Source organism: Rhizobium sp. 01L410, from assembly GCF_056400165.1.
On record NZ_JBFTST010000005.1, the window covers coordinates 16,722 to 34,582 of the forward strand.

The 17,861-nt window shown below is 57.3% G+C and carries 18 protein-coding genes; 8 read left to right on the plus strand and 10 right to left on the minus strand.

Annotated features, from left to right (window positions below):
• Window positions 1-54: 54 nt before the first annotated feature.
• The 5 genes from AC1DV9_RS12120 to AC1DV9_RS12140 all read right to left on the minus strand — a co-directional run bounded on the left by AC1DV9_RS12120 (window position 55) and on the right by AC1DV9_RS12140 (window position 5,795).
• On the minus strand, window positions 55-993 hold the full coding sequence (locus AC1DV9_RS12120) for an ABC transporter substrate-binding protein (RefSeq protein WP_112389159.1): 939 nt from the start codon (window positions 991-993) through the stop codon (window positions 55-57).
• A gap of 65 nt (window positions 994-1,058) precedes the next feature.
• Window positions 1,059-2,042 (minus strand): ABC transporter permease subunit, encoded by a 984-nt coding sequence (locus tag AC1DV9_RS12125; RefSeq protein WP_477948027.1) that lies wholly within the window; start codon window positions 2,040-2,042, stop codon window positions 1,059-1,061.
• 29 nt (window positions 2,043-2,071) lie between these two features.
• Window positions 2,072-3,616 (minus strand): sugar ABC transporter ATP-binding protein, encoded by a 1,545-nt coding sequence (locus tag AC1DV9_RS12130; RefSeq protein ID WP_477948028.1) that lies wholly within the window; start codon window positions 3,614-3,616, stop codon window positions 2,072-2,074.
• On the minus strand, window positions 3,613-5,019 hold the full coding sequence (locus AC1DV9_RS12135) for an FGGY-family carbohydrate kinase (RefSeq protein WP_477948030.1): 1,407 nt from the start codon (window positions 5,017-5,019) through the stop codon (window positions 3,613-3,615). The genes AC1DV9_RS12130 and AC1DV9_RS12135 overlap by 4 nt, the downstream gene beginning before the upstream one ends.
• Window positions 5,019-5,795, minus strand: coding sequence for a DeoR/GlpR family DNA-binding transcription regulator (locus tag AC1DV9_RS12140; RefSeq protein ID WP_112389163.1), 777 nt, complete (start codon window positions 5,793-5,795; stop codon window positions 5,019-5,021). Before AC1DV9_RS12140 ends, AC1DV9_RS12135 begins: the two co-directional genes overlap by 1 nt.
• A gap of 192 nt (window positions 5,796-5,987) precedes the next feature.
• Here AC1DV9_RS12140 and AC1DV9_RS12145 point away from each other — a divergent pair, with 192 nt between their 5' ends.
• From AC1DV9_RS12145 to AC1DV9_RS12155, 3 genes are read left to right on the plus strand one after another with little or no spacing between them, the layout of a single operon-like run.
• A complete protein-coding gene (locus AC1DV9_RS12145) occupies window positions 5,988-7,070 on the plus strand; it encodes a class II aldolase/adducin family protein (RefSeq protein ID WP_477948032.1) in 1,083 nt (360 codons plus the stop codon).
• The gene (locus AC1DV9_RS12150; RefSeq protein ID WP_477948034.1) at window positions 7,067-8,347 is read left to right on the plus strand and encodes an FGGY-family carbohydrate kinase; all 1,281 of its coding nucleotides are present in this window, start codon (window positions 7,067-7,069) and stop codon (window positions 8,345-8,347) included. Before AC1DV9_RS12145 ends, AC1DV9_RS12150 begins: the two co-directional genes overlap by 4 nt.
• Window positions 8,340-9,188, plus strand: coding sequence for a TIGR01459 family HAD-type hydrolase (locus AC1DV9_RS12155; protein ID WP_477948036.1), 849 nt, complete (start codon window positions 8,340-8,342; stop codon window positions 9,186-9,188). Before AC1DV9_RS12150 ends, AC1DV9_RS12155 begins: the two co-directional genes overlap by 8 nt.
• 52 nt (window positions 9,189-9,240) lie before the next feature.
• Here the strand turns inward: AC1DV9_RS12155 and AC1DV9_RS12160 are convergent, their stop codons facing one another.
• A complete protein-coding gene (locus AC1DV9_RS12160; protein WP_477948037.1) occupies window positions 9,241-10,467 on the minus strand; it encodes an adenylate/guanylate cyclase domain-containing protein in 1,227 nt (408 codons plus the stop codon).
• A 600-nt stretch (window positions 10,468-11,067) separates the two neighbouring features.
• Here AC1DV9_RS12160 and ku (AC1DV9_RS12165) point away from each other — a divergent pair.
• Genes ku (AC1DV9_RS12165) through AC1DV9_RS12175 form a run of 3 tightly spaced genes read left to right on the plus strand, consistent with a single transcriptional unit; the run spans window position 11,068 to window position 13,144 of the window.
• Window positions 11,068-11,976 (plus strand): non-homologous end joining protein Ku, encoded by a 909-nt coding sequence (gene ku / locus AC1DV9_RS12165; RefSeq protein ID WP_477948039.1) that lies wholly within the window; start codon window positions 11,068-11,070, stop codon window positions 11,974-11,976.
• A gap of 10 nt (window positions 11,977-11,986) precedes the next feature.
• On the plus strand, window positions 11,987-12,799 hold the full coding sequence (gene ku, locus AC1DV9_RS12170; RefSeq protein WP_477948041.1) for a non-homologous end joining protein Ku: 813 nt from the start codon (window positions 11,987-11,989) through the stop codon (window positions 12,797-12,799).
• A 3-nt stretch (window positions 12,800-12,802) separates the two neighbouring features.
• Window positions 12,803-13,144, plus strand: a complete 342-nt coding sequence (locus AC1DV9_RS12175; RefSeq protein WP_477948043.1) for a DUF982 domain-containing protein — start codon at window positions 12,803-12,805, stop codon at window positions 13,142-13,144.
• 409 nt (window positions 13,145-13,553) lie between these two features.
• On the opposite strand, the gene AC1DV9_RS12180 is transcribed toward AC1DV9_RS12175, so the two are convergent.
• A complete protein-coding gene (locus AC1DV9_RS12180; RefSeq protein WP_477948045.1) occupies window positions 13,554-13,766 on the minus strand; it encodes a hypothetical protein in 213 nt (70 codons plus the stop codon).
• A 39-nt stretch (window positions 13,767-13,805) separates the two neighbouring features.
• A complete protein-coding gene (locus tag AC1DV9_RS12185) occupies window positions 13,806-14,066 on the minus strand; it encodes a DUF982 domain-containing protein (RefSeq protein ID WP_112389171.1) in 261 nt (86 codons plus the stop codon).
• A 224-nt stretch (window positions 14,067-14,290) separates the two neighbouring features.
• Here AC1DV9_RS12185 and AC1DV9_RS12190 point away from each other — a divergent pair, with 224 nt between their 5' ends.
• Both AC1DV9_RS12190 and AC1DV9_RS12195 read left to right on the plus strand, forming a co-directional pair.
• Window positions 14,291-14,527: a hypothetical protein gene (locus AC1DV9_RS12190; RefSeq protein WP_477948047.1), complete on the plus strand. Its 237-nt coding sequence runs from the start codon at window positions 14,291-14,293 to the stop codon at window positions 14,525-14,527.
• Window positions 14,528-15,404: 877 nt separating this feature from the next.
• Complete coding sequence (locus AC1DV9_RS12195) at window positions 15,405-15,776, plus strand: response regulator (RefSeq protein WP_112389174.1); 372 nt, start codon at window positions 15,405-15,407, stop codon at window positions 15,774-15,776.
• 377 nt (window positions 15,777-16,153) lie between these two features.
• Here the strand turns inward: AC1DV9_RS12195 and mctP are convergent, their stop codons facing one another.
• On the minus strand, window positions 16,154-17,632 hold the full coding sequence (mctP, locus tag AC1DV9_RS12200; protein ID WP_477948049.1) for a monocarboxylate uptake permease MctP: 1,479 nt from the start codon (window positions 17,630-17,632) through the stop codon (window positions 16,154-16,156).
• Window positions 17,622-17,822, minus strand: coding sequence for a DUF3311 domain-containing protein (locus AC1DV9_RS12205; RefSeq protein ID WP_112444283.1), 201 nt, complete (start codon window positions 17,820-17,822; stop codon window positions 17,622-17,624). Before AC1DV9_RS12205 ends, mctP begins: the two co-directional genes overlap by 11 nt.
• Window positions 17,823-17,861 lie beyond the last annotated feature (39 nt).

The window sequence follows — 17,861 nt, forward strand, 5'->3', positions numbered from 1 at the left end:
GAATTCGCGACGATCCGCCGATGTCGAGCATCGGCGGATCGTCTGAAGGACGGGTTAGCGGGCTGCTGTCCAGCCCTTGTAGTCCTTGATGTTGTCAGCAGTGATGAGCTGCGGATCGAGAAGTACGGTGTCTTGGGCGGGCTTTTTGCCGTTCAGTACATCGACTGCCATCTTTAGCGAGTCACCGGCCATCGTATACGGATCCTGCGATGCAGATGCTTTGATCATCGAGTTACCGCTTGCGAGCGACTTCTCGATGTCAGGTGCGCCGTCCACGGCGGTGAAGAAGAATTCGTTGCGGTTCAGCTGCTTGGCTGCAAGCTCCGCACCGATAGCTGTCGGGTCGTTGATCGCAAAGACCGCGTCAATCTTGTCGAACCGGGTGAGGAGACCCTGCATGACCGCAAGACCGCCATCGCGTGAGCCCTGAGCGTTCTGATCGTCCGACAGAATTTTAATATCAGGGCTTTTTGCAAGCACGTTCTTGCAGCCCTGGACGCGATCGATGATCGACGAGGAGGCCGGACCATTAATGATTACAACGTCACCCTTGCCCTTGAGCTGATCGACAATATAACCACAAGCCTCTTCACCGGCCTTGATATTGTTGGTCATGACCGTGACATCAGCGCCCGGCGCGGACACGTCGAAGGCGGCGACAATAACGCCGGCTGCCTGGGCCTTCTTGACAGCCGGGGCAATCGCCTTGGCGTCAACAGCGTTCAGCATGATGATGTCAACGCCGGCCGCAACGAAGCTGTCCATCTGCGAAACCTGTTTGTTGAGGTCATAGTCAGCGGAAACCGAGGTGACCTGAACATTTGGATTGATCTCCTTTGCGCGGTCTTCGATCCCCTTGATCGTCGCCACGAAGAACGGATTGCCAAGCAGACCGACGGAGATGCCGATCTTTTGGAGATCCTTTGCCGATGCCGGCATCGTAATCGCGGCCGCGATGGCAGTGCCCATGAGCAGTTTAGAGAACAAACGCATACTTTCCTCCATAATGGCGCTCCCTGCGCCCGTGATCCGGTAACCCCGGTCCCTCAAGCCGCACGTCATGTGCGGCTAAGTCCTTTCAGCCTGTAGCGGTCAAGTGCCACGGCAACGATGATGACAAGTCCCTTGATGATGTACTGCCAAATGTCCGAGACACCGACGAGGATGAGGCCGTTGGAGAGCACAGCGATGATCAGTGCTCCGATCAGCGTCCCCCAGATCGACCCGACACCGCCGACAAAGCTGGTTCCGCCGAGGATGACCGCAGCGATGGCATCGAGCTCATAGGCTTGTCCGAGCTGCAGGCCATTTGCGGCATAGAGGCGTGCAGCCGACATAACGCCGCCTACGCCCGACAGCAGGCCCGACATCGAGTAGACAAAAAGCAGAACTAACGGAACTTTGATCCCGGTGAGCCGAGCAGCTTCGACATTGCCCCCCACGGCATAAATCCAGGTGCCAAGCACTGTCCGCTTAAGAATGAACCAGGAGATGACGATGGTTGCGAGGGCGATGATCGCCAGCCAGGGAATGCCGAGCAGCGAACCGTTACCGATGAAGTCGAACGGAAGATCGGCGTTGAACACGGTTGTGTCATTGCCGAGAAGGCGCGCAATGCCGCGCATGGCGGTCAGCGACCCGAGCGTCACGATGAACGGTGGAAGCTTGAGAAACGAGATAATGACACCGTTGACGACGCCGCAGGCAAGTCCCACACCGATGGCGGCGGGAATGCCCAGCATACCGATATCGGGCCAAAGGGAAACGATGACGCCGACCATCGCCGACGCCGCCAGGATCGATCCGACGGACAAGTCGATGCCGCCAGTGAGAATGACGAACGTCATACCGGCTGCAAGCACCGTATTGATCGAAGCTTGCTGCGTGACGATGGACAGGTTGTTGACGCTGAGAAACCGTCCGCTCAACAGATGAAAGCCGATCGCCAAGATCACGAGCACCGGCAGCATACCGAGCGCGGTCAATGTCGATCGAAACTTTGCCTTGTTGGCATTCGTGTGTTCAGTGGGTGTCGCGGTCATATTCTCATCCCGTCTTTTTGCTTTTGGTTTCAGGCAACTTTGGATACCGAACCGGTGGAGAGGGCCATGATAGCTTCCTGGCTGATTGGCTGGTCCCGCGTCGCCAAAACCTCTCCAGCGATGCGGCCCTCGCGCATGACGAGGACGCGGTCGGCAATGCCAAGGATTTCAGGCAAGTCGCTGGAGATAACGACGATGGCGATCCCGGTCTGTGCCAGTTCGTCGATGATCCGGTAGATTTCGGATTTGGCACCGACATCGACACCACGTGTAGGTTCGTCGAAAATAATGACCTTTGGTTTGGTTTCCAACAACCGCGCGATCAGCGCCTTTTGCTGGTTGCCGCCGGAAAGCGCTCCGACGTTCACGCTTGCGCTCAGTGTGCGGATCGAAAGCGATTTTATTGCACGAGCAGCACGTTCCTTCGCAGCGGCAAAATTCAAGATGCCTCCGCGTCCAGCATCCTTGCCAATGACACCGATATTGATGTTTTCGGTTATCGTCATGTCAAGGAAAAGGCCGAGACCTTTCCGGTCTTCCGTCAGATAGACAATACCCGCATCCATTGCGTCCCGCGGACCGCCGATTGCGAGTTCAACACCTTCGAGCGTGACAGTGCCTGTCGCCTTGCGATCGGCTCCAAAGATGAGACGTGCAAGCTCAGTGCGTCCCGAACCGACAAGGCCGGCGATGCCAAGCACTTCGCCTGCCTTCGCGTCGAATGAGCAATCATGCACGCGGCGGCCGTCACCCAAGCCGTTGACCGACAGAATGGTTTTGGTGGCTTGCTGTGGAGCGCCGTGCTCCTTCTTGTAAAACGAGGATAGGTCCCGGCCCACCATCATGGAAACGAGCTTTTCAGCCGAGAGATTCTCGCGCTCTAGCGTTCCGACATACGCGCTGTCCCGCAGGACGCTGACGCGATCGGCGAGTGCGTAGATTTCTTCCATTCGATGGCTGATATAAATGATGGCGATGCCGCGTGCCTTCAGCCCGCCGATGACTTCGAATAGCCGCTCCGTTTCCCTCGAGGTTAGGGAAGTCGTCGGCTCGTCCATGACGATGATTTTGGCGTTCGTCGTCAAAGCGCGGGCAATTTCCACCATCTGCCGCTCGCCAAGAGATAGCGTCGCGACGAGTTGAGACGGACCAAAGGAAATACCCAACTGCTTGAGGATCGGCGCAACCTTTGCGCGGGCGGCGGCCTTGTCGACAACGCCGTAGCGAGAGGGCTCGGCCCCAAGAAACATATTTTGGGCAACCGTAAGATTGGGTGCGAGCGAAAGCTCCTGGTAAATGACAGAGATACCGTTGGCCTTGGCCTTGATCGGATCTCCAGCAACGATGGGCTTACCGTCCACCAGAACCGCGCCGCCAGGGTCGGCCGTATACGCGCCGGAAAGCACTTTCATCAACGTCGACTTGCCGGCGCCGTTTTCCCCCATGAGAGCGTGAACCTCACCTGGATATACGGTGAGCGAAACATTCGTCAGCGCCTTCGTGCTTGCGAAGGTCTTGCTGATGTTCCGCATCTCCAGCACAGGCCCAAGAGTTTTGGTGTCGGTTGCGCTCATGCGTGAAGCTCCTTCTTGGGCGTCGCCATATCGGGTCCTTCGATTTCCACCAAAGCGCGCCACGTGTCGGCATAAGCCTCAAGCCCGAAAAGTTGCAGCGGTTCAGCCATCTTCGTCTTGTTTGCGAACGGCTTTTTACTCATCGTTTCGAAGACCAGTGCAGCCGCACCGAACGCGCTGCCTTCGGCAGTCGCGCTGGTGAAAATGGCTTGGGAAGGCCGCAGTTGCGCGAGAAGCTCGGCATACAGACCTGTTTTTACAAGGCCGCCGTCGATAACGATCGGGTTAGTCGACCGGATCAGATCGAGTGAGAAATTGGTCATCAGTGCGACGTAGAGTAGCGCGGCGGCTGCACGTTCTTCACCGTCGACCTCAGGGCCGACAAATCGTCCCTCGCAACCTTGCATCGGGCCGCCAGGTGCAAACGATGGCAGTGCAAATACTCCCTTGGCGACAACCCGGGAGACCGCATCGATACTCACGCTCCTGTTCCAACCTCCGCTGGCAAGATCATACTCCCTTCCGCCCATGAACCTGATCGTTGGGGTAGGCTTGCCGTCTACAGTGACGTTGGCGAGCATGTCTCGATGTTCATCAAGCGCTTCTAGAGGACAAGCGGAATTGAATATGACCACCCAGGTGCCGGTCGATACCAGCGTGAAATCATCGAAGCCGATAGAGCGGTAGTAATAAAGGGCGGAGTTGCTGTCGTGGACGCCATTGTGGACCACTATCGAGCCGGCAGAGTCGCCTCTTTCAAGAGCGTCCCATTCGCCGAGCGCCGTCCCTGCCCGCTCGAAAACCGGCATTTTTTTTCGCCAGCCTCGACTATCGACCAGACTGCTGAAGTCGTCCTTCAGCGGTGCCCACAGGTGGGAATGGCATCCGACGTAGGAAACTTCGGAGACCGTCTTGCCGGAAAACTTCCAGGACCAGAATTGCGGATAAGGCAGGATGGCTTCTACGCGCCGGAAGCCGTCCGGGTTCCTGGCCTCCAACCAAAGCATATGTCGTCCGTAATTGAACCCAAGGGGTAACCGAGGAGAGTAGGTTTCGTTAAATGTTGGGACTAGCATGTCAATGCGACCTGCAAGCGGCTGTGGAGGTTCTTGCTCATAGTCGAGGATCGGGTGCACGAGACGACCCTGTTCCACGAGTGCAAATGTGCACCCGTGGCCAGAGAACATGACGTGCCCGACGCCATGGTCTTCAATCGCCTTCGATAGCGCTATCTTCATCCAGCTGAAAAGAGCATCGTCATCGAGCACGCGAAGGCCTGCATGCTCGATCCAAAGGGGTTTTGTGCGATCTTCCGACAGCACTGACCCATCCTCCCCGAAAATAAAGAGCTTGGAGTTCGTTTTGCCAAGATCGAATACCGCAACTGATCTCGAAGCCGTCATCACTGTCCTCCGAGAGTGGCGATCATGATCGTGACGCCGGCATCTTCAAGCATCTTCGCTCCGGCGTCGGAAAGTCCATCATCGATAACGATCGTACCAATCCTTGAAAGAGGGAGGACGATGTTGCGTGGCTGGATCGAAAGCTTCCTACTGTCGGCCAAAAGCACGATCTCGTCGGCGCAGCTGCTGAGCTCGCCGATGGCCTTGGTCAGGAGGGGATGCGATTCCAGAAGACCTTCGCTGCCAATGCCTTGCGTACCGAGAAAGAATCGGGAAGCAAAGAAGTCAGGCGCTCCGGCCGACGCGTCATGGACGATGCCAGGTTCGCGGTACAGCACTCCGCCCGCCAGTGTCAGATTGCAGGTGCCGTGCTCGCCAAGGTAGGCCGCGAGCGGCATTGAATTGGTATAGAGCCGGACATTTCGGCGCGCCAACTGCAAGCCGAGTTGATAGCAAGTCGATCCCGCATGGACGATGATCGAGTCGCCGTCACGAACGAGGCTCGCGGCCTTCTCCGCAATCGCCCGCTTGGCATCGACTGCGATGTCCCGGTTCTCATCGTAGGGCCGCGCCGACAACCGTGCCGAAGCTGACGATTCATTCGCCGATATCCCACCATAAACTTTTCGAGCGACGCCGGTCTCGTCCAGCTTGTCGATGTCACGGCGGATCGTCGCCGGAGAAACGCCAAGGCGCTCCTGCAAATCTCGGACAGACGCAAACGGCCTCTCGCGAAGTAGCTCCGTGATCAGACGATGTCGATCGGAATCGTTCAATTCAATCCTCCGTGACGCTTCTCCCTCAGCGTCAATGAGGAACAATAATCACAGCGTAGCTTACATCGCAATACCGAAGCTTAAATTTCTTCACGGTTGACGACATTCAATCATATAAATAAGATCACGAAAAAGTTTGCTCAAAAAAACAGATGCCGGAGCGAGCATGTTTCAACTTGGGAGGAAAGAGACGTGTCAAAAACCGACTTGAGGGGTACAGCGCCTTTCAAAGCCTTCCTTCGCTTGTCGCGCGAGATTGGAAATGACATCCTCAAAACCCAAGGCGCGGGCGGGAACACGTCCATCAAGCAGGACGGCGTTATGTGGGTGAAGGCCTCCGGCACGTGGCTCTCCAAAGCCGAAGATCAAGACATAATGGTTCCCGTCGTCGTCGATCCGCTGGTGAGAGCCTTGCGCGATAGCGATCCGCGCGCGGAGAAATCCACCGATTTCATCGTTTCCGAGCTGAACTCCACCGGTTTACGACCATCGATTGAAACGAGTTTCCACGCTGCACTCGGCAGTCGGGTGGTCGCGCACTATCACTGCGTGAACGCGATAGCACTTTCTGTTCTAGAGGATCGCGAAGAAGAACTGAGTGCACGAATGAGCCTTCTCACGGACCTCAAATGGGGCATGATACCCTACCGGCGTCCGGGGACGCCGCTCGCACGCGAAATCGAGAAAGCCGCAGCGTCGAAGCCCGATGTTCTCATCCTTTTCAATCATGGCATAATCGTCTGCGGCGACTCGGTCGAAGAAGTGGCGGCGAGAATCAAAAGGGTGACGGATGCTCTGACATCTGAGCCACGTCAATCTGGTGGGTTGGATATCGAAGCGCTGACGACGATGGCGCAAGGATCGAACTTTCACCCTGCTCAAGACATTAGAAGTCACTCGATCGCTCTGTCGGAGACCAACCGATCGGCCGCGCTTGGCGGCTCCCTCTATCCTGATCACGTGATATTTCTCGGCACCGAAATTGGTGTGCTCGAAGACGGGAAAAGCGCGACGGACTATGAAGCCGCGTTGACACGAGAAGGACGCGATATTCCCAAAATGCTCCTGGTTCCCGGTAAGGGCGTCCTGCTCTCCAGCACCCTTACCGCCGGTGGTGAAGTCATGGCCCGGTGCCTCGCCGAAGTCGTCAGCCGAATTCCGGAGGGCAAAGCCGTGGCCTATCTTTCCAAGAGCGACGAGCATGAGCTGACTCATTGGGAGGCCGAGCAGTATCGCCAAGCACTCGACCGCGGCTCCGTGAGGCAGCCTGCGTGACCAAAAAATCGAGCCAGGCCGTTGCACTCGGCATCGACATCGGCACTTCGGGCGCTCGCGCCTCTGCCATCGACGGAGACGGCAATCAAGTCGCGTTCGCTTCATCACCCTTCAGATCGCCAGACGAACTTCGCCAACCAGAGGCATGGTGGATCCGGGTGCAGGAGGCGTTACAAGCCGTAGCCCAGAAAGTGGATTTCACCTCTCTAAAAGGTGTGGCCGTCGATGGCACCTCCGGGACCGTGCTGGCCCTCGACGCTTCGAACGAGCCCAGCGGATCAGTGCTCATGTACAATGAGCCCTGCCCCGACATTGCGGTGGTTGAGCGGATCGCTGCAAACGCACCATCAGGCGCAACCGCGACCGGTGCGAATTCCGGTCTTGCACGCGCCGTCCACCTTTCGAAAGCTCCGAGTGTCGCAACCGTGGTGCACCAAGCCGACTGGATTTTGATGAAGCTCGGGTGCCCCGGGAGGATCAGCGACGAAAACAACGCTCTCAAGACGGGTTACGATCTGAACCGAGGCTTGTGGCCGGCTTGGCTTGAGGCCGCTGACATGGATATATCTAAACTTCCAACAGTTTATCGCGCAGGCGAGCCAATCGCATCGGTCGGAGGCTATCTTCACCAGCTTGGACTTCCGCAGTCCGCCACATTCCACGCAGGAACGACGGACGGGTGCGCGTCATTTCTAGCCACAGGTGCGTCTAGTGTTGGCGATGCCGTGACCGCACTTGGATCTACGATCGTACTCAAACTCGCGTCTGACAAACCGATCAATGCCCCACAATACGGCATCTATTCCCATCGTGTTGGCGACTTCTGGCTGGTTGGCGGCGCTTCGAATAGCGGTGGCAATGTCTTGCGCGCTCTGATCGGAGACGAACGCCTGGACGAGCTGACACGCACGATCGATCCTGAACGACGGTTGGGTCTGGATTTCTATCCGCTTCTGCGGCCCGGTGAGCGATTTCCTGTCAACGACCCGCACTACTTGCCGCGCCTCAGTCCTCGACCAGCCGACGAAGGTATGTTTTTTCAGGCTCTCCTCGAGGGGATGACGGAGATCGAACGTCTCGGTTACGAACGGCTGCGCGAACTCGGTTCTCCTATTTTGGCAAGCCTCAGAACTGTTGGCGGCGGGGCGAAAAATCCGGCTTGGACAAGAATGAGGGCAAAAGCGCTGGGCATCGATATATTGCCAGCCAAGTCAGTCGAAGCCGCAACAGGTACCGCCGCGATGGTTCTATCCCACCTGGACGACGAAAATGCGTGAACCGCTACCGATCACCCTGGAACAGCTATCGGACCGATACGATGTCTTTTTTGTCGACCAGTTCGGAGTACTAAGAGACGACACCGGTCCCTACGAAGGAGCTATCGAGTCGTTGTCTCGATTGGCTACCGCAGGCAAGATGATAGTCATCCTTTCTAATTCGGGAAGAAACGGCGAATACAACTCCGAACGCCTGGTCAAGCTAGGTTTTGCTGCGGACAGCTTCGACTTTTTTGTAACCTCGGGCGATGTCGCTTACGAGGTGCTTTCCTCCCCCGGATCGACGATTGTTCGCGGTTCGACCTGCCTCACGATTTCAAGCGGTGGAGATCGAAATCTTGCCGACCGTCTTGGCCTCGTCTCCACCGAACACGCATTGGATGCTCAGCTCATCATAATTTCGGGCAGCGAGTCTGAGCGCATCGCGATGGATGATTACCGCGAAATGATACGTCCGGCGGCCGAGAGACACATTCCCTGCATTTGTACCAATCCCGACATCCACAAACTCCACAATGGAGCTACCCTCGCAGGAGCAGGGAGCATAGCCCGGCTTTACGAGGCATTGGGCGGAACGGTGACGTGGTTTGGCAAGCCACATCCCGAGATCTACGAGCATGCTGTACGCATCGCCGGCATTAACGATCGACGCCGCGTTGTCTGCGTTGGTGACAGCATCGAGCACGACATCCTCGGCGCGAAAACGTCCGGCTTTGATTCCGCGCTTGTCCGTACCGGAATACTCGCGGAGAACACTGACGAGCAACTGGCGCATTTGTTCAATTCGGTTCGCGCGGAAGCAACCTATATAATGCCGGCTTTTAGGAGCCTTGGGACATAGTCGGCAGCTAAGCGCTAATCAGGAGGTGCGAGCGCCTGTCCTGAGCAAAATGTCAGGCGGTTGATGGATCGGCAATTCCATACACCCTTACCGGCGACGCGAGGCCCCTAAGGGAATGCGACCCAAGCTCTACAAATGTTTCGTTCAGGCTAGCTGAATGCACGAAATCGGAAGATAGAAGGACGGGCCGCTCGAGCAATTTCGTAAGCTCCTCCAACCGGGAGGCGACATTGACTGCAGGACCAATCGCTGTGAAATCCAGCCGCTTTCGAGAACCGATGTTCCCATACATGACATCGCCAACGTGAACGCCGATTCCATACCTTAGTGGCGTTTTCCCCCTACCTGCTAGCTTGAGGTTTAAGTCGTCCATGCGCCTGCGACCGTCTTCGATGGATTGCAGGAGGTCTGCGCAGGCGTTCGGATTATCCAGTGGAAAGATAGCAAGGAGTCCGTCGCCCATGAATTTCAAGATTTCGCCGCCTCTGGCTTCTATGGGTTCGCATAAGGCATCGAAATAGCCATTGAGAATTTCGATAACGTCATCGCGCGGCCAAAGATCGGATAGCGCCGTGAAATCGCGGAGGTCGCAAATCATGATCGCGGCGCTCACGGTCTTGCCGCTGCCGCGCGTCGTGGCACCCGCAAGAATTTCGGCGCTCGCATGTGGGCCCACGTAAGTCTCCAACAAGGTGCGAGCCATAGCGTTTTTCATCCGGATTTCGCTGACCAAGGCGAGCGCGGGTAACAGATCCCGCAGGTAGTTCACCTCGTGTTCAGAGAACCCGCCAACTTGCCTGGTCGCGAAAGTTATGACATGGCGTTTGCCCAATGTGTGATCGATCGGCCAAGCGACATAGTCGGTGAACCCTTCTCTACGAAGCTCATCGAAGAGTTGAAACTGGCCCATGCCATCGTCATGCGGGTCGAGGCGTTGCCGAACTTCGGATGCTCCATTGTAAATTTCCGTGGCCGGTCTACGAAGGAACATCTCGGTAGTATCAACGTCGTAGTCGAACGTGTCGATATGGGCGTTTTGTACACCCGGCAGCCACAGGATCCTCGCACCTTGCCACTGCGGGTGCTGGATCCTGAGGTGAAGCGAAGACCTAGCCACCGGAACACCGCCAGCAACCAGACGCTCGCACAAATCGACGAGAAGATTGTCAAGAAATCGCTGGGAATAGGTCTCGTTTACGAGCCAGTCGAGAACCGCACGACGCTCTAAGGGCCATTTTCCGTCGGTCGTGCCTGGAGGGAAATGCGAAATATTGTACACCGAAATTCTCCTAAGACCACATTCTAGGCGCGTCACTTGATCGGGGAAAGAAAATTATGCCGGGCGTTTTGCTTCCGATCCTTTGCATACCAGCGTTGGCGCACGACTTTCGATCGGCAGCGCGCAGCTGCTAAGTTCGATACCGGATCGAGGATGGGGGCGCCGCATTGTTCGTTTGTCGGCGACACGAGCGAAGAAGCGCCGATTTCAACTGACGCGTGGATCTCATGCTGCCGCGCGTCAATAAATCCAGGAAAATAGCGCCGGTGGAGGAGGCGCTAAAAGTGATGCTCGGAATTGAGCATAGGAGTGGACAGGAGAACGAAGACGGACCTGCGTCAAAAACCAATAGGTTGGTCTCGGCTCCTGGGCGCCGGCGGCGGTACCGGCTCCCTCGCTTGCCGGTGGAGCGGCCGTACCTTGCGTACGGGCCAGCAGCTGCTCTTGCCGTCGTTACACGAGACCGACGCCCCAGCATTTCGGCGTGAATCAATTTCCTAAGAAGATTCCATAAGCCATTGAAAAATGATTCGTTTTGAGTCGGAACGAATCACGCTCGCACGTCTTTGAGTCACGTATTAGTGATTCGGAGTATGGCGTATGGCATCGGGACATAGAGCGCAGTGGAAGGGATTTCTCAAGTTCGGCGAAGTAAGCTGTGGCGTCGCCCTCTATACCGCGGCCAGCACGTCAGAGCGCATCACCTTCAATTCCATCAACAAGGTTACGGGCAACCGGGTCAACCGCGTCTTCATCGACAGCGAGACCGAAGAACGTGTCGAGCGCGAAGACCAGACTAAGGGGTTCGAGATTGAAAACGGCCAGTTCATCATCATAGACCCGGAGGAAGTGGCCGCAACAATCCCCGAGAGCAATAAGACGCTGGATGTTCAAGCCTTCATCCCGAGCTCGGAAGTCGACGATATTTATTTCGACAAGCCCTATTATCTGACGCCGGACAAGATGGGCGCTGAGGCCTTCGCGGCCCTCAGAGACGGGATGAGGAAGTCGAAGGTCGCCGCTATCGCGAGGGCCGTGCTGTTTCGGCGGATGCGAACCGTCCTCATCCGGCCGCAAGGCAACGGTCTAGTGGCAACCACGCTGAACTACGACTACGAGGTCCGATCTTCCAGGAAGGCATTCGAGGAAATGCCAAAGCTGAACATCGAGGGCGAGATGCTAGCGCTCGCCAAGCACATTATTGGCACAAAGCGGGGCGAGTTCGATCCGGCGTCATTCGAAGACCGCTACGAGGCGGCGCTTGCCGAGCTGGTGAAGGCAAAGATCGAAGGTAAGGCGCTGCCGAAGCGCAAGAGCGTCGAGGTTTCCAAGCCGAGCGACCTGCTTGCCGCCCTACGCGAGAGTGCGGGGCTAATGAAGACCGCCTCTCATAAACCGAAACGCACTGCGGCCAATGCCAATGCTGGCACTGGCAGGCAGCGCGCTGCGCGCGGAGCAGCCGAAAAGGCCGCCTCCTCCAAGGCTGTTCCGCAGCGCAAAGCAAGTTAGGAGCTAGAAAATGGCACTTCGCCCCTACTGGAAAGGGTATTTGAAGCTCTCGCTGGTCACCTGCCCGGTGAACATGACCCCGGCGACCTCGGAGTCGGAGAAGGTGCGATTCCACACGCTAAACAGGCTCACCGGAAACAGGGTAGTCTCGCAATATATCGACTCCGTCACTGGCAAGCTGGTCGAGGACGGGAACGATGCCAAAGGATACGCTCGGGGTGAAAATGATTACGTCATACTCACCGACGAAGACCTTGACGCGGTGGCACTCGAGACCGTCAAGACGATCGACATAGAAAAGTTCGTTCCCGCGGACAGCATTGCTTCCGTCTATCTCGAGAAGCCGCACTACCTTATGCCGGACAATTCGGTGGGCAACGAGGCTTTTGCCGTCATCCGCGACGCAATGAAAGCCGACAAGGTCGTCGGAATGTCGAAGCTTGTTATCGGGCGGCGTGAGCGGGCCGTGATCCTCGAGCCCCGGGAAGAAGGCATCGTCCTTTGGTCGTTGCGGTTCGGCGATGAAGTTCGCCCGGAAGAATCCTACTTCGAGGACATCGACAACGAGGCCGATCCCGATTTGATCCCACTCGTGCAGCAACTCATCAGGAAGAAATCCGCGCATTGGTCACCTGACATGGCCAGCGACCCCATACAGGATAGCCTTCTCAAGCTTATCGCCAAGAAGAAGAAAGCGATGAAGCCCTCCAACAAGACGGCAAGGGGCGAGCCGGATGCTTCGGCCAAGTCCAACGTCGTCAACATCATGGATGCACTTCGCAAATCAGTTGCGGCAGAATTGAAGTCAGGAAAGGCAAGGTGAGCGATGGACGGCATCCTTGTGACGTCGATCAAGGAGATCGCCGTTGCCCTGCCCGGCAACCAGCATTTTGCGACCGCATCCACGATTTCAGGACTTTTGGGCATTCTGACTTCTGAGAAATGGCCGCGTCGAGTCAACGACATGTCATGGCGGCACGCATTCGCCGCCGGCTTGCGATCGCTACAGGGCGAGCTTGAGCCGGCGCAGGCCCGAAAGGCCTTCGTCGCTGCCGCTCGCGATGCACACCTCAAAGTCCTGCCTGACGACGAACAGCTAATCAGAAATCGGAGGGGTGCGAAGAGGAGACGTTCGCCGGTTAGCTGGAGGCATCCTGAGGTAGGATAGGCAAGGCGGACAATTCTCGCCGTGATGAAAGGCGAACGAAAGGTATCTGACGGCCTTTCAGGCGGCAGACACCGAGGAGCGCGATCGCGAGCTGGCCAAGGAACCGCAACGCCGTTTCCGCCTCTTCCACCAAAATCATGTGTCCGACGCCCTTCACCACCTTCAAGGTCACATCAAACCCGGCCGCTTCCAGCTGGCGCGCGGCCGATGTCGAGGCGGTGGGTGGAATTGTTCGGTCCGCTGAGCCAGTAAGAGCACTGAGGTTCGGTGTTCGGAACGACCCAGATGGCGCGAGTGGCAAGAGTCCGGCGAAGCTCACCAAAGCGCCGATCTTCCACTGGCCAGACGCTACCGCATCGAGCGAAGGCGCCAGCGTTGAAGAGAACTCTTTGCCGCTGCGCTGGCCGAACTAGCACCCCACCCGGCTCAACGATCTTGACCCCGATGCGGAGAGCCGCGAGTTCGTAGAAATAGCGAATTGAGAATCCCTCCAAGGCAAACTTTGAAGCGTTTTATAAGAAATCATAGGAAGGCCGACGACGCCAGCGCCCGAGCTTACGTTGATGTAGAGGCTTGAACGGTTTTCGCGAAAATGTGGAAGGGTTTCGCGAACAACGTCCATGACCCCGAACAAGTTGACGTCGAACTGCTCCTGCGCCCATCAATGCACGATCGTGATTACTCCCACGCCGACCTCTTCCGCGGCTTTGATGAGCGCCCGCCTCGCGAGTTCAGGGGCAACCTCACCGAGCTTAGCGTCTAGACACGCCTTGATCGCGATGACGTAGTCTTCACCGTCCTCGTCAGGCCATAGGTTAAGCAGCACTGTGGCCATGTCGTCGAGCGTCCTGATCTTGTACGCCTCGCGATCCTCCAGCACCAACATCAGCGTCGAAAACTCTTGCGAGCTGTACCGATTCATGACACTTGCGCTCCATCACCTTTACCGAATGGAAACCGTGCAAGAACCGTTCCCGTTTAGATCGACGCTGGACGAGATCGGTTTTGTGCCGGCGGCGAAACGGTGTCATTCGCTCCCGCCGCAGTTCGAGCCATCGCAACCGGCCCCCGAAATCCTCCCCATTTGACAGCGAGTGTTGCCACTGCGCTATAGTCGATACGGTGACGGAAAGCTGGGGGAATGACATGGCGACGACCGATTGGCCGAGAGAGCCGTTGACTGCAGAAGCGATGCTGGTACTGGATCGCATCCTGTCCGATTGGTGCGCGGAGCGTTCTTGTGACAAGGGCAGCGACGAAGGTCAGGTCACAGCGAAGATGCTGGTCGACTGGTTCGAATTCGGCATCCACGATGAGCGGGAGTTGGCGCGGCTTGTTCGTGATACCGCGATGCTGGACCTCAAGACGCCTGAGCGGCCTTGACGATGAGGGGCTTTTCCCTTTCCTTCAATGCAGATCGCGATCACAACGCTGGCGGGACTTCCCGCACAAGTGCAATCGTCTCAACTCCATACCATGCTGGATAGGATCGCGGGCACTCTGGACGTGTCGAGCATGCTATACATGAAGGAAGGCAAGCTGTCGGGTTGCCAGCTCGTGTTCGATGCATGATCCGCGACTACTCCTATCGACGGGGCCGCTTTACCAAAGTTTCCGGAGGTGTCGGCTTCATGCACAACGGCAGCCCCGAACCGCCGCTGAGATAGATCGTGAAGGTGGTCTTCACCGAGGTAGCGCAGGTGAATGGGGAAACTGGCAGCCGACCGCTTCGGCGGCGCGGCCGCCAAGGAGGCGTTTCGGAGCGGCAACCCGCTTCCTACGGCCCTTAGGAAATATCCTGAGGCCCATATCCGGATGAGAGACGAGTTCAGCAAGCTGATGGCCTCAGGCATGTCAACATTCGACGTGCGAAAACGGGTAGATGCCACTTTGGGCGTCGAGTTTCGAAGGAAGGAACCAATTTGAGCAATCGCGCAAACGCCTCTGCGGACCTTTTTAAGCGGCGCGCTACCTTAGAGGCTCTAGCCCCTATTTTTTGCCATTCTAAAGGCTGCCTGTCCTGATCTACGTCGCCGACTGAGTAGATGGCAGCATCGAGGACACTGGCATGTCTCCGATGTGAGCGCTTGCGATGCGCGGCTTTTACGGTACCGATGCCCGTTTTCGGGCTGAGAAGGATTAAGCTTCGGGCTCTACGCCATTTCTGGGTCGATCCCTCATATCAGGATCGGGGGAACACAAATAGTTAGAGGTTTTCCCCGATTTTGCCACCCTCACCTTCACGCACCCTGGAGACTGAATGACCCTCGCACGCATTTTAACAGTTGACGACTCTGCTAGCATTCGCCTTACGATCAATGTCACACTTTCCAACGCAGGCTACTCCGTCGTCGAGGCCAGCGACGGCGCTGAAGGTCTAGCCGCAGCGCAACAGGACGTCTTCGACCTGATCATCACCGATCTAAACATGCCCGGCATGGACGGCTTGCAGATGATCGAAGCAATCCGGAAACAGCCAATCGGAGCGGGCGTCCCGATAATCTTCCTGTCGACGGAATCCGATGGCGATGTGAAGGCACAGGCCAAGGCGGCCGGAGCGACGGGGTGGTTGACAAAGCCTTTTGATCCCGAAACCCTGATCAAGATCGTGCGCAAGGTTATCGGTCGTTAGCGGCTAGCCGATTTCATCAAGTATGGAGTTAGCGTGCGACGCGTTCAGGTTTCAGGCCGGGCCACCGAATTGCGTATCCCGAAAATCGCCCTGACGGCCGTTGACGACTGAATCTCGCGTGCCTAAAAGGCCGGCGTTGCGCTTCGCTGAGAAGGCGACCACGGGGAGGTTCGGTTTTACGAGGAGACCGAACCTCTGCCGACCTTAGGCCGCCGGGCCACGGTTGCCGACCATCTCGGAACAGTGTCCAAGATAGCAGCGAAGGCCCTATCCAGAATGCTGGGCTAGCGGACACCCCCGCATGCTGGGCGAAGCGGTGGCGATGAAGGCACGCCGTTTACCAGCGCGCCTTCACCATTGTCAGAAATCGCCAAACTTCAGTGCGCGGTCGAGACTGAACGCTTGGCAGTCAAAAGGTTCAGAACGACGGCGATCAGGATATTGGCGGCAAGAGCGAGCAGGCCCGTGTACATCGTAAAGCTGACGTCGCCGATGGCGACCAAGTGGAGAGGCTTCCACCCCGCGTCCCAAACCAGATACGTCCCCCCGAAGAACCCGACAAACCAACCGGCAAGCAAGGCCGGGGCACGGAACCAGTTTGTGTACAGGCCGAATACCAGCGCCGGTAGGGTCTGCAATATCCAGATGCCGCCGAGAAGCTGCAGGTCGAGAGCGAACTGCGTCGGGAGGAAGAGGATGACAAGCAGAGCGCCGATCTTGACGACCAGCGAGGTGCTCTTGGCGACCTTCGCCTCGCCCGCATCGCTGACATGGGGGTTGATGTAGGCCTTCCAGAAATTGCGGGTGAAGAGGTTGGCCGCCCCAATACTCATGACAGCCGCCGGTACAAGCGCGCCGATGGCGATTGCCGCGAAGGCGAAACCGGAGAACCATCCCGAAAAGAGGGTTTTGAACAGAGCCGGGACGACGTCGTTGGCGCTATCGAGCTTGAGGCCGGCTGCGTGTCCCATATAGCCGAGCAGGGCCAACAGTCCGAGCAGCAGGGTATAGGCGGGCAGCAGCACGGCGTTCTTTCGGATCGTATTGCCACTGTTGGAAGCGAAGATGCCGGTCAGCGTGTGGGGATACATGAAGGCCGCGAGCGCCGAACCGAGCGCCAGCGTCGCGTAGGCGACATACTGGTTGCCACCGAGCAGCAGGTTGCCGGAGCCCTTCGCCTGGAAGGCAGCGTCAGCCGAAGCGAAAACATTGGCATAGCCTCCGAGCTTCGAGGGGATGAGCGCCACGGCCGCGATCACCACGATGTAGATCATGATGTCTTTGACGAAAGCGATCAACGCCGGAGCGCGCAGGCCTGCAGAGTATGTGTAGAGCGCCAGCACAATGAAGGCGATAGCCAGCGGAAGCTCGCCGTGAAGGCCAAGCCCCTTGAGGACAGCGGTCATGCCGACCAGCTGCAGAGCGATGTAAGGCATCGTCGCGATAACGCCAGTGGCTGCGACCGCAAGCTCAAGGCCTCGCGAGCCATACTGGCCGTGCACGACGTCACCTGCGGTCACATAGCCGAAGTCCTTGGCACGCTTCCAGAGAACCGGCATGACCATGAAGACGAAGGGGTAGACGATGATCGTGTAAGGCAGTGCGAAGAAGCCATAAGCACCGACCGTGTAAACGAGCGCCGGCACAGCGATCACGGTGTAGGCCGTGTAGAAGTCGCCGCCGACCAGGAACCAGGTGATCCAGGTGCCGAACGAGCGGCCGCCAAGGCCCCATTCGTCGATATGGGCAAGCGTTTCGGGCTTGCGCCAACGGGCTGCGACGAAGCCCATGACAGTGACCAGGATGAAGAAGAAGATGAAGACGGCCAGCGCCGTGGTGTCGATCTCAGTCGTCATGGCGCACGCTCCGATAGGCGATCCAGATCAGGAAAGCAGTGATCGGCACCCACGCGAGCTGGTACCAGTAGAAGAACGGAAAGCCGAAGAGCGACGGCTCACTGAAATTGTAGAAGGGCACCCATAGAAGCCCAATATACGGAATTACCAGCAGCCAGAGCGCTGCTTTACTGGTGGGTTTCGTGTCCACGTCATCGATCCTCTCGAAAACCGGCCCAAAATCAGCTTT

Bases quoted from the DNA above. Each gene is read 5' to 3' on its own strand.
- ku (WP_477948041.1), top strand. From the start codon at position 11,987: ATGGCACTTCGCCCCTACTGGAAAGGGTATTTGAAGCTCTCGCTGGTC.
- mctP (WP_477948049.1), bottom strand. From the start codon at position 17,632: ATGACGACTGAGATCGACACCACGGCGCTGGCCGTCTTCATCTTCTTC.
- ku (WP_477948039.1), top strand. From the start codon at position 11,068: ATGGCATCGGGACATAGAGCGCAGTGGAAGGGATTTCTCAAGTTCGGC.
- AC1DV9_RS12185 (WP_112389171.1), bottom strand. From the start codon at position 14,066: ATGAATCGGTACAGCTCGCAAGAGTTTTCGACGCTGATGTTGGTGCTG.
- AC1DV9_RS12190 (WP_477948047.1), top strand. From the start codon at position 14,291: ATGGCGACGACCGATTGGCCGAGAGAGCCGTTGACTGCAGAAGCGATG.
- AC1DV9_RS12180 (WP_477948045.1), bottom strand. From the start codon at position 13,766: ATGGACGTTGTTCGCGAAACCCTTCCACATTTTCGCGAAAACCGTTCA.
- AC1DV9_RS12135 (WP_477948030.1), bottom strand. From the start codon at position 5,019: ATGACGGCTTCGAGATCAGTTGCGGTATTCGATCTTGGCAAAACGAAC.
- AC1DV9_RS12155 (WP_477948036.1), top strand. From the start codon at position 8,340: ATGCGTGAACCGCTACCGATCACCCTGGAACAGCTATCGGACCGATAC.
- AC1DV9_RS12175 (WP_477948043.1), top strand. From the start codon at position 12,803: ATGGACGGCATCCTTGTGACGTCGATCAAGGAGATCGCCGTTGCCCTG.
- AC1DV9_RS12120 (WP_112389159.1), bottom strand. From the start codon at position 993: ATGCGTTTGTTCTCTAAACTGCTCATGGGCACTGCCATCGCGGCCGCG.
- AC1DV9_RS12125 (WP_477948027.1), bottom strand. From the start codon at position 2,042: ATGACCGCGACACCCACTGAACACACGAATGCCAACAAGGCAAAGTTT.
- AC1DV9_RS12195 (WP_112389174.1), top strand. From the start codon at position 15,405: ATGACCCTCGCACGCATTTTAACAGTTGACGACTCTGCTAGCATTCGC.
- AC1DV9_RS12130 (WP_477948028.1), bottom strand. From the start codon at position 3,616: ATGAGCGCAACCGACACCAAAACTCTTGGGCCTGTGCTGGAGATGCGG.